Here is a 15,236-nt window from a genome sequence, read left to right on the forward strand (position 1 = left end):
TAGTCTCCTTAGGGCTTTCGCCGTTCAACCACGCGGATTCCGCCGCCACCCGCCAGAACAGCCGAGCTGGCCAGGCCGATGAACAGCCCGTGCTCGACCACACCGGGGATCGCGCTCAACGCCTCGGCGAGGCGCGCCGGATCTTCAATACGTCCGAGTTGGGCATCGAGGATCCAGTGGCCGCCATCGGTGACGAAAACGTGGCCATCCTTGGCCTTGCGGACCGCCATTTGCCCGGAAACGCCGCAGCTCGCAAATGCCTTCTCGATCGCCCGGCGCGTCGCGCCGAGCCCGAACGGGATCACCTCCACAGGAAGCGGAAAGCGGCCGAGCGTTGGCACCCATTTGGTGTCGTCGGCAATGACGATCATACGATCCGAGGCCGCTGCCACGATCTTCTCGCGCAACAGCGCGCCGCCGCCGCCCTTGATCAAATTGAGCGCGGGATCGATCTCGTCGGCGCCGTCGACGGTGAGATCGAGATGGTCGATCTCGTCCAGCGTCGTCAGCGGCACGCCGCAGCGCTCGGCATCCGCGCGCGTCGCCTCCGAGGTCGGCACGCCGATCACCTTGAGGCCGGCCCGCACGCGCTCGCCGAGCAGCTCGACGAAATGTTTTGCCGTCGAACCGGTGCCGAGCCCGAGCTGCATGCCGTCCCGCACGTCCTCGAGCGCACGCGCCGCGGCCTGCCGCTTCAATTGGTCCATGTCCACGTTGAGCCTGTCCTCGATCGGTATGCCGCTGAAACCATCGCTTGCGGGGCTATCTAGCCTCGTTTTGGCCCGGAGAACAGGGTCTCGGACCAGGTCCATAAGCTGATCTTATGGGATGTCCCCTTGCGCTGATACGGCCGGCCCGATAGCGCTTTCGCCCATGACCTCTCGTCACACCATCGTCTTCGATCTCGACGGCACGCTTGTGGATACGGCGCCCGACCTGATCAACGCGCTGAACCACGTGCTCGACCGCGAAGGGCTGCCGCCCGTGCCGGTGCAGTCGGCCCGCAACATGATCGGCGCCGGCGCCCGAAAGCTGATCGAGAGGGGCCTGGAGGCCGAGGGCCGCATGGTCGGCATCGCGGAGATGGACCGGCTGACGGCCGATTTCATCGCCTATTACGCCGACCATATCGCCGACGAATCGCGTCCCTTCGAGGGGCTGGAGGCGGCACTCGACCATCTTGCAGAGCACGGCCACACCCTTGCAGTCTGCACCAACAAGCTGGAATGGCTCTCCAAGCGGCTTTTGGACCAGCTCGGACTGAGCGGCCGTTTCGCGGCGATCTGCGGCGCCGATACCTTTGGCGTCCAGAAGCCCGATCCGACCATCCTGCGCCAGACGGTGGCGCGGGCCGGCGGGCAGCTCGCCGCCAGCATCATGGTCGGCGATGCCGGAACCGACGTGGGAGTAGCCCGGCGCGCCGGGGTTCCCGTGATCGGGGTCAGCTTCGGCTATACTGACGTACCGATCGCCGAGCTGAAGCCGGACCGGCTAATCCATCACATGCGCGATCTGCCGGCTGCCGCAAGCAGCCTGATAAGTGCTTAGGGCAAGCGCTTAGGGATTCGCAGCAAGCAACTGAAAACACTAGTTAATCTCAACGCTCCACTGCGTTAACCATCTATTATCCATGCGCGCCCGGCCGGTTGCCTGGGCGGAACGACGCTCCTAAGGTCGCCGCTGGGGATTGTGGCGGTTTGTCGCACATAATTGGATGGGTCATGCGTCGTGTCATCGCGATTGCGCTAGCGGGGGCGAGCCTTCTCGCGAGCCTTGGCGGCTGCTCCTCGGTCTCGGACATGTTCAAGTCCGCCCCACCGCCGGTCCGGGTCCAGCTCGAATCCACCCCGCCGGGCGCCGACGCCACGACCTCGCTTGGCCCGGGCTGCAAGACCCCCTGCTCCGTCTCGGTCCCCGCGCCGGACGGCCCGTTCACGGTCAGCTACGCCCTCAACAAGTACCAGGCGGCCAGCGTGCCTGTGAATGTCATCAAGAACCCCGGCAGCTTCACCACGCCCGCGACCGCCACGACCGATCCGAATCCGGTGTTCGCGGAACTCCAGCCGGCAGCGCCGCCGAAGCCAGTCAGGAAAAAGCCGCACCGGCCGAGGAAGCCGAAGCCGGCTCCGGCCGCAGCCGCACCCGCAGACACCGCACCGACCGCCGGCTCACCGTTCCCCGATCCCCATGCGGGCTCGCCGCCGCAGCGCTGAACTCCGTGAAGCGCACGATTGTCCTTGCCGCGTCCGATGCTTAGATTGCACGGAGAGCACCGCTGAAGCAAAGGTGCGCCCGTCGCCGTAAGTGACAAGGCCTATCGAATGAACGGATCTCCTGCGAGCCCCCTCGCCGCGCTGTCGAGCCCAATGACCGATCCGTTCGGACGGACCATCACCTATTTGCGCGTCTCCGTCACCGACCGCTGCGACCTGCGCTGCTTCTACTGCATGTCGGAGGACATGACGTTCCTGCCCAAGGCGGATTTGCTGACACTCGAGGAACTCGACCGCCTCTGCTCCGCCTTCATTGCCAAGGGCGTCAGGAAGCTGCGCCTCACCGGCGGCGAGCCGCTGGTCCGCCGCAACGTGATGTCGCTGGTGCGCTCGCTGTCGCGCCATCTGACGACCGGGAGCTTGCATGAGCTGACGCTGACCACCAACGGTACGCAGCTTGCGAAATACGCCCAGGAGCTTGCCGATTGCGGCGTCCGCCGCATCAACGTCTCGCTCGACACGCTCGATCCGCGGAAGTTTCGCGAGATCACCCGCTGGGGCGAGATCGACAAGGTGCTCGAGGGCATCGAAGCGGCGCGCGCCGCGGGCCTTGCCGTGAAGATCAACGCGGTGGCGCTGAAGAACCTCAACGAGGACGAGATTCCCGAGCTGATGCGGTGGGCCCACGGCAAGGGCATGGGCCTGACGCTGATCGAGGTGATGCCGATGGGCGAGATCGGTGCGGGGCGCATCGACCAGTATCTGCCGCTGTCGCTGGTGCGTGCACGGCTCGCCCAGCAGTTCACGCTGACGGACCTCACGGAGTCCACCGGCGGGCCGGCGCGCTACGTCAGCGTCGCGGAGACCGGCGGCAAGCTCGGCTTCATCACGCCGATGACCCACAATTTCTGTGAATCCTGCAACCGCGTGCGGATCACCTGCACCGGAACGCTGCACACCTGCCTCGGCCACGAGGACGCATCCGACCTGCGCAGACCTCTGCGCGCATCGGCTGACGATACGCTGCTTGCGGACGCGATCGACCGGGCCATCGGACTGAAGCCGAAGGGCCACGACTTCGTCATCGACCGCCGCCACGACCGGCCCAGCGTGAGCCGGCACATGAGCGTCACCGGCGGCTGACGATTCGTCGCACGCCGCGCTAACCTAAGCTGCTGACGACGCGTCAATTTGTCGATTTTCCGATTGACGGCGCGGCAACCCGCTGAAATGGTGCATCCGCCTTTGCTTGCCCGGCAACAATAAGCCGGCCCGCCCCGTTGGCGGTCGCGGTCAAGACGGCAAGGCATTGAGGGGAGGACTGACGCCGCAATCGCTCCGGAATACGGCCGTGCGGCCGCGCGCATGTCGCACGCGGGCCGAGTGATGCGTGCTGATGCCTCCCATGAAGTCAGGCCGCGGCGGAGAGAACTAAGATGCGTCCATTGTTGGCGGTGAGTAACGCCATCGACCTTCTCAATGAGAAGATCGGCAACATCTGCAATCTGCTGGTGCTGCTGGCCTGCCTCGTCAGCGCGGCAAACGCCATGATCCGCTACGCCTTCAGCTACTCGTCGAATGGCTGGCTGGAGCTGCAATGGTACATGTTCGCCGTCCTCGTGATGTTCGGCGCATCCTACACCTTCAAGCGCAACGAGCATGTCCGCGTCGAGATATTCTATCTGATGCTATCCGAACGCGGCCAGCTCTGGCTCGACCTGATCGGCACACTCTTCTTCCTGATCCCCTCCTGCCTGCTGCTGGCCAAACTCTCCTGGCCGTTCTTCATGCAGGCCTATGACGTCGGCGAGATGTCCGGCAATGCCGGCGGTCTGCTCCGCTGGCCGATCAAGTTCGTCATCCCCGCAGGCTTCGTCCTGCTGGCGCTGCAGGGTGTATCCGAAGTTATCAAGCGTATCGCGGCTCTCCAGGGCTACGTGACGATCGACGCCAAGTATGAGAGGCCGACCCAATGACCATTACGCTGGAGATGATGCCGCCGTTGATGTTCGGCGGCCTGGTTCTGGCGATGCTGATTGGGTATCCCGTCGCCTTCACCTTGGCGGCGCTCGGCCTCTCCTTCGGGTTTCTCGCGATCCATCTCGGATTCTTCGACCTGAACTTCCTCCAGGCGATTCCGGGCCGCGTATTCGGCAGCGTGCTGTCCAACGAGCTCCTGCTCGCGATTCCCTTCTTCACCTTCATGGGAGCGGTGCTCGAGCGATGCGGGCTTGCCGAGGACATGCTGGATTCGATGGGCCAGCTGTTCGGCCCGATCCGCGGCGGCCTCGGCTACTCCGTCATCATCGTCGGCTTCATCCTCGGCGCCATCACAGGCACGGTGGCGGCGCAGGTCATCGCCATGGCGCTGATCTCGATGCCGGTGATGATTCGCTACGGCTACAACATCCGCTACATCACCGGCGTGCTGGCGGCCTCCGGCACCATCACGCAGCTTGTTCCGCCCTCGCTCGTGCTGATCGTGCTCGCCGACCAGCTCGGCAAGTCCGTCGGTGACATGTATCTCGGCGCCTGGGGCCCCTCGATCTTCCAGATCATCCTGTTCGCCGGCTACACCTTCGTGCTCGGCCTCATCAAGCCCAGCCATGTGCCTGCGGTCCCCAAGGAGGCACGCACCCTGACCGGGTGGCCGCTCTGGCGGAAATGCCTGCTCGGCATCATCCCCTCCGCCGTCCTGATCTTCGTCGTGCTCGGGACCATGATGCTCGGCCTTGCGACCCCGACCGAAGCCGGCGCGATGGGTGCGGTCGGCGCCATCGTTCTCGCCGCCATCCACCACAAGGACTTCTCCTCCGCGGGGCGCAAGATCCTGATCATCGGTGTGATCGCCGCCGGCATCGGCACGATCATCGCGATGCTCTACAGCGAGAACATCGTCTTCAAGTTCGCCTATGCGATCACCTATCTCGCGGTCGCCTGGATCTGCATCGAAGCGGCCCGCATCCCGGACCTGCGCGACCTGATCAAGCAGGGCTACGAGACGACCATGCGCATCACCTGCATGGTCACCTTCATCCTGATCGGCTCGACCTGCTTCTCGATCGTGTTCCTGGGATGCAACGGCGGCGTCTGGCTCGAGCACCTGCTCACCTCGCTGCCCGGCGGCGTCTGGGGCTTCCTGATCTTCATCAATCTCTTCATCTTCTTCGTCGCGTTCTTCCTCGACTTCTTCGAGATCGCCTTCATCATCCTGCCGATGATCGCGCCGATCGCGCAGAAGGTACTGGCGCCGGTGGTCGGCCCGGATGCCGCCCTCATCTGGTTCGGCGTGATGCTGTGCGTGAACATGCAGACCTCGTTCCTGCATCCGCCATTCGGCTTCGCGTTGTTCTACCTGCGCGGCGTCGCGCCGCGCTCGGTGAAGAGCTCCGACATCTATTGGGGCGCGGTGCCCTGGATCGGTTTGCAGATGATCATGGTGCTGCTCGTGATCGTCTTCCCGTCCGTGGTGACGGGCCTGCTCGACAAGCCGCTCAACGTCGACCTCGACAAGGTCAAGATCGAGGTGCCGCAGATCGACCTGCCGCCGCTGGATCTGGGACCGCCACAGAAGTAAGGGGCCCCTTCCCTTCCCCCTCGCGGGGGAAGGTGCTCATCAAAGCGTGCGCGGTATTCGAACGGTGCTAGCGCACCGGCGTGTGCGGGCTCCGTCAGCATGCTTGCCCGATAGACTCTCTGTGCCTCTCCCGAATTTCCGATGCTCACGCTCGCCATCGGGTTTAAGCTGACAGCCGTTTCCAGAGGTCCGTTACGACGCGGACTGGCCGCCGATATTGAAAAGCGCTTCGTAATTCATTTTGTCCGCGCCTCACGCGAGAGAGGTTGCAATGGACCAAAGTTTTTATCAGCGATTTGCCTGTCGGGTACGACGACATCGTTCGACAGCAGCACATCATCGCAACCGTCGCCTCTTGATCGCGATGTTCTGCGCGGTGTGCATCTTCCAGTTCGCGACTGAATCTCGCGCGCAATGCAGCGCGCGAGATGTGTTGCAGAAACAATTGAAGCTGAAGCCGGCCTCCTCAGGTCATGCGCCGGTCACGCCAATCAGATCCGTCGTCGATCTACCGGCATGGAAGAAAATCACGCTCGGCAATTTTTCGAATTCGCTCACCCTTCGTAATGCCCTGGATGCAAACGGCTGCCATGTCGGCCGATCGGCTGAGGAAGTCCTCGCACGACCGGCCTTTATCGCCAGCTCCAGGAAAAAGAACGTCGAGCTTGTCACGGTTTCGGCGGCAGAGCTCGGATTCAAGACAGATACCGTGACCTTGGCCTCAATTTACGCGCGCGCCAAGCGGTTGGGTTTTGGGATCGCTCCAGCGGAGATCGGCCCTCAATTGAGGCTTCAATATCTTGACCAGCCCACGGGTGAATTTCTCATCATCGGAATGGACCCGATCAAGACCTGGAGCGGCGAGGAGATCATTCTGACTGTCGCCAATGGCGGAGCCGGCCTTATCCTCATCGGCCAGGATGGCAGTGCAGACGCTGCAATATCAGCGACCTCGCGCCTGGTGTTCGAGCGGCCCACCGAAGCTGCGCCGGTCGACCAACTCGAGCGGGCAGCAGCATTCCTGCCGCCCTGAGCACAGCGCGCGCAGCTGACATCCTGAATTGGCGTGACCGCGCAAGTGACGCGAACAATGCGTGCTTCATGTCGCGCGACCGGATGCAAAATTTGCGATCACATTCGCAGATGACAGACAAGGGTCACGAAGACTTTATCGGCATTTCGGATTGCGAATCGCACACGTTGATATGGATCAACCCTCGTTGCAACGCGGACAACACACGTGTCAACGTTGTCTTCCTGTGCAACGGAGAAAGCCTATGAAGCATGTAAGAAAGGTTGCCCTAGCTGCTTGCGCCTTCTCGATCGTGATTGCGGCATCCGCCCTGTCCAGCTCTGCCGCACTGGCGCAGGCGTCCCTCTCCAATCCGGACGAATGCCAAGCTGAATTCGCCAATTGCACGGGTCTTGGAACCGGGTCTACCCCCATCTATCGATATCGGGCGCCAATTCGGCGATCGGTCTATCGCGCGCCTGCGGCGGCGCCCGCGACCGCCGGCGGCTGGGGCAATTCCTACGCCATGTACGGCGGCACCGGCTGGAACGGCATGTACGGCGAGAACGGCTGGTACGGCAACTGGAGCACATATGCTGCCCGCAACGGCATCGTCTGCAGGCCCGGCACCTATTACAAGGGCGCTGACGGTCTCCAGCATCTCTGCCAATAGATCATCCGCTCCGAGGCTAAATCAGGCGGCCCCAATGGGCCGCCTGATTCATGCCGGACTGTGGCTCGACGACGCCGGGGCCTTTTGCTTTTCGGGAAAGCACGAAGATGACGCCTTGGTTCGTGGTGATCGAATGGCGATTGAGGAGGCGATCCCGATTCCAGCATCGACTTGCGCAACGTTACAAAGGCTGTGGTCGTACCCGAAAGGATATAGCCGATGTTACGGCTGCCGCACGAAGCGTCATATCCGAACTGACGACTGGGCTTTCGACCTTCCCGGGATGACATTCTGTCCGGAGTGCGGAACCCGTCCGATTGCACGGAGCGATTGTGATGAGGAAGGCTTCGATGGATTTTTCGCTGATGTCGGATGGAATCCGGCTGCATCATCACGCCTCCCGTCACCACGATGGGTACGATGGTGATGACGAACCGGGTCCGGCACCGCTGATCCATAGTCCAGGCTCTTTCGGAGATCTTGGAGCGCAGCCGGTGAGCGCCCATTCCCCGCTCCATGACTCTGGCCCAATTCAATCCGAACACCCCACCACAGCGGCGGTCGGCACGGGCGGCCACCACGCCGCGACGGGCCAGCATTCTTCGGCCACCGAGTCCGCTTCTGGCGCATCCCACCCCGGGATGGGCACTGCCACGATCGAGAGCGGGGCGAACACGGCCGGGAACGGCGGAGACGGCTACTTTTACGGGGGCATCATTCACGCGTCCCTGCTCATCTATGAACCCATCAACATCTCGGTGAGTATGGGATACGGTTCGGTCGCCCTCGCCGACCAGTCCAACAATTTGAATGTCGATCAATCCGCCTTTCAGATGGCCGGCGTCGGCGGCCATGGCGGCAATGACAACGTCGCGTCGGGAGGGAGCGTCAGCAATTTTTCCGGCTCCGGCGTGATCGCGAGCGGCGACAACAGCGCAGGGAACGGCGGCAGCGGCTATTTCTCGGGCGCGTTGGTGGACGCTCCCGTGGTGATCTATCATCCGATCAACATTGCAGTGGCGGGTTCGGGCGGCGCTGCGCATGCAAGCCAATCGAACACGGTCGATATCGATCAATCGGCCACTCAGATCGCGGGCGTCGGCGGAAACGGCGGAAATGGCAATGTGGCCGCCGGTGGCAGCGTCATAACGCTCGACCCCAGTTGGGGATCAAGCGGCGGAGGTAGCGCTTGGGACATTCATACGGGCGGAAGCCAGGCCGGCAATGGCGGCGACGGCGCGTTCTACGGGAGTCTCGTCCATAGCTCCGTCGCGGTGTTCGACCCGGTCAACATTGCCGTTGCGGGCTATGGCTCCAACGTTCACTCGGTCCAGTCGAATGATGCCTACGTGGATCAATCCGTCGTCCAGATCGCCGGCATTGGCGGGTACGGCGGCAACGGCAACGCTGCGGCGGGCGGCCATGCAAGCCTGCTCTCCCACGGCTTGTGGGGCGGCTCCGACACGATCGCGACCGGTTCGAACGGCGCAGGCAATGGCGGCAACGGTTATTTTGCCGGCAGCCTGATCGATGTCAGCGTCGCGATCTATGCACCCATCAATATCGCAATCGCGGGTCCCCATGCGACGGCCGTGGCCGATCAGGTCAATAACGTGCACATCGACCAGAGTGCGGTCCAGATCGCCGGAATTGGCGGGGACGGCGGCAACGGCAATCTCGCACTGGGTGGCGATCTTTCCGCTCATCTTCTGTCGGATCTTCACCTGCTGGCTTAGCGAAAACAGCGCGCAGCTCGCGCCGGCGCGATCTCGCGCGGAGGCGCCCTCCCCCGACGTTTCGAGTTCCGAAGTTGCGCGGCGAACCTCATACTTTCGTACGTAGGCCCGCCAAACCGGAAGGTGTCCGATTTGACATCTATCGCCATCGCGCATCGACAGATCAGACTTGCCGTGCGCGTCCGCCTGATCGGGATGGATGATGCACGACAATCAACAGAAGGACGGAGGCTCAAATGTTGCCCAAGGCGATTCACATCTCGGATTCGATCGACTTCAAATCGATCAACACCGGTGGTCAGAGTGTTGGAAATGGCGGCGACGGTACCTTCAAGGGAGCTATCATCAGCAAGCCGACGCTCAACTTCGATCCAACCAACAAGGCAGAAGGCGCCGACGTGCACGTGAACACCGGCGATCACGTCACCCAGACGGCAGATTGGGACGCCGGCGGCGCAAACGCGACGGCCTCGTGGTTTGCGAAGGCCCATGGCGGAAGCGCCGAGTCGAACGGAAGCCAGAAATCGTACAGCGGCCACGATACCTCCAAGGTATACGCCAATACGGATGCCACCCAGATCAACAAGCTCGCGGTGGACCAGCACCAGGAGGTCGTGGCCGGCATCGGCGGCAACGGCGGAGACGGTAACGCCGCGTTGGGTGGAGAAGTGAGCTTCCATCTCGATACATTCTGACCACCGACTCGTCCGACAGGCAGGACCGGTGGTCACTCTGCCGCCGGTCCTGGAGTTCAAGCCAATGCCCCGCCGATGCCGAAACCAGACTGCACTGGCGGTATGGCAAGTGCGCCGGACCTCGATTTCAGGCGGTGACGATCATGCTGATGCCGCCCACTCGATTGCCTATCCTGCCGCCAATCGGGACGCCGCTGCACGCGACCCTCCGGTCCTGTGCGGGACCGCTCGGTCTCGTATTCGCGTATAGTTGCAGCTACAACCTGCTGCTGTTTGCGCCGTCCATCTACCTTCTTCAGATCTACGACAGGGTTTTGTCGAGCCGGAGCGGCGACACGCTGCTCCTGCTCACGCTCATTGTCGCGGTCACCGTCGTGGTCGGCGGCGTATTCGATGCATTGCGACGTGCCGTCCTGGGGCGCCTTGCCTCCTGGCTCGACGATCGGCTTCGTCCTTGCGTGCTTTCGGCCAGCCTCGAATCCGCGCTTCGCAGCGACTGGACGCGGGCGTCGGACGCCTATCGGGATCTCACGGTCCTGCGCCAGTTCGTGGAGTCCGGCGCATGTCCGATGCTGTTCGACGCGCTCTGGGCGCCCCTGTTCCTCCTTGTCCTCTTTCTGATCCATCCCCTGCTTGGCGTGGTGGGCGCCTGCTGCGTGGCCCTCCTGTTCGCTCTCACGGTTGCCGGAGACCTGGTGACCGAGGACGTCCTGCTCAAATCCAGCGCCGCACTGTCCAGGAGCTACGGCCGTCTTCAGGCCGCCGCCGGCAACATCCACATGATCCGCGCCATGGGCATGTTCGATAGCGCTGCGCGCACGATCTACCACGACGCGCAGGACGCGCGCAGGGAGCACGATGAGGCTCTCAGGCGAGGCGAGATCGTCATGCTGGCCACCAAACCGGTCCGCGCGCTGTCGCAAGTCCTGATCATGGGAGCAGCCGCGTGGCTCGTCCTCGATCACGGGAAAAGTCCGGCGATCATCTTTGCATCTACGCTGATGTTCAGCCGGGCGCTCGCGCCAGTCGAGAGTGCAGTCGCAGGCTGGAAATCACTCGTGACGGCCGTCAGTGCCTGTCAGCGGCTCGGCGCTCTTCTCGCTGCGTTCCCCGCCACCGAGCAGCAGGATATGGAGATCGTGCGGCAACAAGCGCGGAGCGGTCTCGTCGTTGACAACGTTGGCGTCAAGTTACCGGGGCCCAACCATTTTCTACTGAAGGATGTCTCGTTCAGCCTCGCGCCCGGAGAATGCCTTGGCATTATCGGTCCGTCCGGGTCTGGCAAGTCCTTGCTTGGCCAAGTAATCGCTGGCCTGTCGAGCCCGACGCATGGCGGTGTCCGCCTCGACGATACCGACGTCTCGCTGCTTCGCGAGCAACGAAGCGGCCACCGTCTCGGATATCTTCCCCAGGACATCAATCTGCTCGGCGACACCATAAACGACATCATCGCACGGCTCGATGATGCCGATCGGCGGAAGGTCGTCGATGCGGCCAAGCTCGTCGGAATCCATGATGCGATCATGCGTCTGCCGCTCGGATACGACACGGTGGTCCACAGTGAAAAATCATTCTCGCGCGGATATCGGCAGCGTCTCGGTCTGGCCCGGGCCTTTTTCGACAGTCCGCGTCTCGTTGTTCTCGACGAGCCGAACGCCAGCCTCGACTACGGAGGCGAGCGAATGCTGCAGGATGCCATCGAGCGCATGAAGCGCGCAAACGTCGTCCTGGTCGTCGTCACTCACCGGATGGGTCTCCTCGCAGCGACGGACAAGATTGCCATCATGGAAGGCGGTGCGCTCGTCGCGTTCGGCGAAAGCGAGGAAATCTTTGAACGACACCTGGCTCGGCCTCAGGTCACGTCGCAGGTTGCGCCATGATCTGGAATTTTCCCACAAACTGGAAGCTTCCCGCGGTCTCGCGACTTCCCATGATCTGGGACCAGATCGCGCGAACGCCCGTACGCCCCCCGCTCGCGGGCCGACTTGGAGGCGTTGTTACCGCAATCGACGATTTCGAGCCTCTCGAATTTCCATGGTGCTCTGCCCCCACGCCGGTCTCTCCACGCGCCAGGCTTCGCGGTATCACCCTCGCGGGCAATCTGCTCGTGCTCGGCTTCATGCTGGGGCTTGGCACATGGGCGAGCCTCGCCCCTCTCGAGAGCGCAGCAATCGCGTCCGGCGTCGTCGAACCGGAATCGAACCGCAAGACAATTCAGCACCTGGAAGGCGGTATCGTCAGGAAAATCCTAGTTTCGGACGGCGATGTCGTGCGAAGCGGACAAACGCTGATCGAGCTGGACGACACCCGCGCCGGTTCGGAGGTGCAAAGCCTTCAGGGCCAGTTATGGGATGCAACCGCTCGTGCCGCGCGGCTTCAAGCAGAGCAGCAGAGATTTGAGAGGATCGCGGTCCCGAGCACGCTGGAGCAGGACAGCCAACAAAATGGGGTGGCGGCTGCTGCGGTATCGGCGCAGCAGTTCATTTTCCAGGCACGCCGGCAGGTTCACGAGTCGCAACTCGCGGTCATTCGCGAACGGAGGCATCAGGTCGAGAAGGAGATCGAAGGTCTCAAGGCGCAGGAGAGCGCCACCGGGCAGCGAAGCGACATCGTCCGCGAAGAGCTCGATATGGTCACGACCCTCGTCAACAAGGGACTCGAACGGCGGCCACGCCTCCTGAATCTGCAGCGTGAACTGGCCGACGTTGAGGGGCGCCGCGGCGAGATCGCGGCGCAGATTTCCCGCGCCGCGCAGGTCATCAACGAGTCGCAGGCGAATTCGTTCAAGCTCGAGAGCGAGAGGCAGAGCGAGATCGCACAGTCGCTTCGCGAAGCACAGAGCCAGATATTCCAGCTCCGCGAACGGCTGCTTGCGGCCAGGGATCAACTATCCCGAACGGAGGTCAAGGCGCCCGAGGACGGCGTGATAACTGACCTGCGGATTCATACGACCGGCGGCGTCATCGGGGCTGGTGCCCCGCTCATGGACCTGGTGCCCCGGCAAGACCGCCTGATCGTGACCGCGCGCCTGAGGCCCGAGGACATCGACGTGGTTCATCCCGGCCTCAATGCCGAGGTGCATCTCGTACCGTACAATCAACGTCGCGTACCGCGCCTGAAGGGAACCGTCGTGCACGTATCCGCAGACCGGCTTCTCGACAAGCGTACCGACCAACCATATTACGCGACAAAGATCCGGATCGACGACGCGCAGATCGCCGCAAACGACATCCAGATCCTCCCCGGCATGCCGGTTCAAGTGTTCATCACGACGGGGCGCGGTACCGTCGCACTTTACGCGCTCAGGCCCCTGCTCGACAGCTTCCGCGGCGCATTCCGGGAGGATTGATCCCGTTCAGCGTGACCAGGTCTCCGGCGTCGGGGCTGCGCCCGGATCGTGATCGCGGCTCTGCGCGGGCAACCGGCCGCGCCAGCGGAGGACCGCTTCCGTGCGATTGTGGGCAGCACATTTCCTCATGATGTGCTGAATGTGCATTTTGACGGTGCTTTCCGAGAGGTTCAATTTGGCCGCGATCAGCTTGTTGGGCAGACCGAGCTCCAATTCCGCCAGAACGTGCTGCTCTCGAGGCGTGAGATCGGTCACGCTCCTGTCGATGACGGCCCTGGCTCCCTCGTTCGTCAGATATGCGGACGCGAGCCCACGCGCATCCGGCGGCTCGAAACCCGGCATCCTGCTTGCTCCAGGGACGGGCAACGGCCTGTAGACGCCGCCGACAAGAACGAGACGCAGGCCGGCTATGACGACCTCGATCGGCAGCGAGGCGGGGAGAAAGCCGCGCACGCCCCGCTGCATCGCGGCCTGCGCGGTCGGCTCGTCGTCATGGTTCGACAGGATTGCAACGGCGGCGTTGGGACAGCACTCAGCGACGAAGGCGAGATCATCCTCAACCAAAGGATCGCCGATGAGCTTGTCCGCAATACTCAGCAGCACCAAACGCACATCGCGAGTTGAGATGCTGTCCAGGCTCTGGACTGTTGCCATGTCGAGGATCTCGAACTCGGCCAACTCCCGCCTGAGGACGTTCAGGATACATGTGCGGGGCAACAGGAGCGGCTCGACGATCACCAGCGCCGGCAAGTGAAGCGATCCATTGAGCCGTTTTGAGGAGTTGGTTATGTCGTCCATGATTTCCCCGAGATGAAAAGAATTTCTGCGACATTCCCATTCCATATTGCGTCTCCTGCTGCGGCATTCGGCCTGAATGCATCATCACGAGATCGACGCAGCGCCAGTCAGGATCGTATCCACTGCGGGACCGCCTGGAGCCTGGGTGGAAATTCTTTCCGCTCAAATCATTTGGGCGCGTGCCACGCCGTGGCGCGGTCGACGCTTTCCTAATTGCAGATATTTCGATACGCGGTTGACGCCGCCGACCCCGACTTGCCGTCGACGACGTATGCTTCATCCTCCTTCACGAGATACAGAAATGGTCGCTCTCCGATCTCGCCGCCCGACGCGCTCCTTCCTTTCACGCGCCCGCAGATCGTATCCACGGGGCGCCCAAACACGTTCAAGCGCATTGCACGCTTCATATCGCTGAATTCGGCCGATCCTGCGTCCTCCATCTTCGCTGCGATCGCGACCCTTGCCTTGTCCAGGACAGGGTCTGATCTTTCCGCCGGGCGCTCGGGCGCCGCGACGCTGATCCTCGTGCGCGGGGCCGCCGCCTTGGCGAGATTGGTCGATCCGCGTTTCTTCGGGGACGACCTCTTGCCGGACTTTGCAGGGGTTGCAGAATTCGATTTGACGATCGCAGGGGTCGGCGCCAACGCTGCCGGCGTTGGCTCGGCAGGTCGGGCGACTGCAACAGTGTCGAAACAGGGGCGTGACGCACACCCGAGGAAATACCCTCGGGACGGCGCGAACCAGCCAAAGCCGATCAGGACTCCTGCCAGCACTCCAACAAAAAGCAGTCCCATCCGATTCCCCTCCCCGGGAGCTCGGCTCGCACTTGTGACTAGGACTAATTCCGCGCTGGTGATCTATCTGTTGCGCAAAACCGTTAAGCGCCCATTAAGCGCGCGGGGCGCGGCAAGTGCCGGGAAGGATGCCCGCAAGGTGAATCATTGCGGCTGCTCAACTTGTCCGAGATTTCCGCAAGGAGTCGTGACACGTTCCGCCGGGAGGATCATAGCTGCGGTCCGGATAACCCCGGTTCGTACTCCGCTCGGAAGAGATTGCTATAAAGGTTTGCTATCCACTGCCGCCCGCTCGGGGGATGTCCCGGGTTCTGTTGAATTTCTGAAGAGGTCGGCGTTGCCCACCTTGAGCCGGTAGGCTCGGGGTGCTGATTCCACAAAGGAGAGCA

The 15,236-nt window shown here is 62.7% G+C and carries 14 protein-coding genes; 11 read left to right on the forward strand and 3 right to left on the reverse strand.

Annotated elements, in window-relative coordinates:
• Positions 1-8: 8 nt before the first annotated feature.
• Positions 9-713 carry a ribose-5-phosphate isomerase RpiA gene (gene rpiA / locus K289_RS0112040; RefSeq protein WP_027551745.1) on the reverse strand — a complete coding sequence of 235 codons (705 nt, stop codon included), beginning with the start codon at positions 711-713 and terminating at the stop codon, positions 9-11.
• A gap of 160 nt (positions 714-873) precedes the next feature.
• On the opposite strand from rpiA, the gene K289_RS0112045 reads away from it, so the two are divergent.
• The 11 genes from K289_RS0112045 (at position 874) to K289_RS0112095 (ending at position 13,255) form a co-directional block, all read left to right on the forward strand.
• Positions 874-1,548 carry an HAD-IA family hydrolase gene (locus tag K289_RS0112045; RefSeq protein ID WP_027551746.1) on the forward strand — a complete coding sequence of 225 codons (675 nt, stop codon included), beginning with the start codon at positions 874-876 and terminating at the stop codon, positions 1,546-1,548.
• Between the two features lie 173 nt (positions 1,549-1,721).
• Positions 1,722-2,213 carry a hypothetical protein gene (locus tag K289_RS0112050; RefSeq protein WP_027551747.1) on the forward strand — a complete coding sequence of 164 codons (492 nt, stop codon included), beginning with the start codon at positions 1,722-1,724 and terminating at the stop codon, positions 2,211-2,213.
• A gap of 108 nt (positions 2,214-2,321) precedes the next feature.
• Positions 2,322-3,356, forward strand: a complete 1,035-nt coding sequence (gene moaA, locus K289_RS0112055; RefSeq protein WP_027551748.1) for a GTP 3',8-cyclase MoaA — start codon at positions 2,322-2,324, stop codon at positions 3,354-3,356.
• 293 nt (positions 3,357-3,649) lie between these two features.
• Positions 3,650-4,189, forward strand: coding sequence for a TRAP transporter small permease subunit (locus K289_RS0112060; protein ID WP_027551749.1), 540 nt, complete (start codon positions 3,650-3,652; stop codon positions 4,187-4,189).
• On the forward strand, positions 4,186-5,790 hold the full coding sequence (locus K289_RS0112065; protein WP_027551750.1) for a TRAP transporter large permease subunit: 1,605 nt from the start codon (positions 4,186-4,188) through the stop codon (positions 5,788-5,790). The genes K289_RS0112060 and K289_RS0112065 overlap by 4 nt, the downstream gene beginning before the upstream one ends.
• 271 nt (positions 5,791-6,061) lie before the next feature.
• A complete protein-coding gene (locus K289_RS44245) occupies positions 6,062-6,823 on the forward strand; it encodes a hypothetical protein (RefSeq protein ID WP_035684476.1) in 762 nt (253 codons plus the stop codon).
• A gap of 244 nt (positions 6,824-7,067) precedes the next feature.
• Positions 7,068-7,475, forward strand: coding sequence for a hypothetical protein (locus K289_RS0112075; protein WP_051310553.1), 408 nt, complete (start codon positions 7,068-7,070; stop codon positions 7,473-7,475).
• A gap of 350 nt (positions 7,476-7,825) precedes the next feature.
• Positions 7,826-9,211: a hypothetical protein gene (locus K289_RS0112080; RefSeq protein ID WP_245283893.1), complete on the forward strand. Its 1,386-nt coding sequence runs from the start codon at positions 7,826-7,828 to the stop codon at positions 9,209-9,211.
• A gap of 236 nt (positions 9,212-9,447) precedes the next feature.
• The gene (locus K289_RS0112085; RefSeq protein ID WP_027551753.1) at positions 9,448-9,906 is read left to right on the forward strand and encodes a hypothetical protein; all 459 of its coding nucleotides are present in this window, start codon (positions 9,448-9,450) and stop codon (positions 9,904-9,906) included.
• Positions 9,907-10,049: 143 nt separating this feature from the next.
• Positions 10,050-11,786 carry a type I secretion system permease/ATPase gene (locus K289_RS0112090; RefSeq protein WP_035684500.1) on the forward strand — a complete coding sequence of 579 codons (1,737 nt, stop codon included), beginning with the start codon at positions 10,050-10,052 and terminating at the stop codon, positions 11,784-11,786.
• Positions 11,783-13,255, forward strand: coding sequence for an HlyD family type I secretion periplasmic adaptor subunit (locus tag K289_RS0112095; RefSeq protein WP_027551755.1), 1,473 nt, complete (start codon positions 11,783-11,785; stop codon positions 13,253-13,255). The genes K289_RS0112090 and K289_RS0112095 overlap by 4 nt, the downstream gene beginning before the upstream one ends.
• 6 nt (positions 13,256-13,261) lie before the next feature.
• Here K289_RS0112095 and K289_RS0112100 read toward each other — a convergent pair whose 3' ends face one another.
• Both K289_RS0112100 and K289_RS52220 read right to left on the reverse strand, forming a co-directional pair.
• On the reverse strand, positions 13,262-14,098 hold the full coding sequence (locus K289_RS0112100; protein ID WP_245283895.1) for a response regulator transcription factor: 837 nt from the start codon (positions 14,096-14,098) through the stop codon (positions 13,262-13,264).
• Positions 14,099-14,262: 164 nt separating this feature from the next.
• The gene (locus tag K289_RS52220) at positions 14,263-14,847 is read right to left on the reverse strand and encodes a hypothetical protein (RefSeq protein WP_245283896.1); all 585 of its coding nucleotides are present in this window, start codon (positions 14,845-14,847) and stop codon (positions 14,263-14,265) included.
• Positions 14,848-15,236 lie beyond the last annotated feature (389 nt).

This window comes from Bradyrhizobium sp. Cp5.3 (assembly GCF_000426265.1).
GTDB lineage: Bacteria > Pseudomonadota > Alphaproteobacteria > Rhizobiales > Xanthobacteraceae > Bradyrhizobium > Bradyrhizobium neotropicale.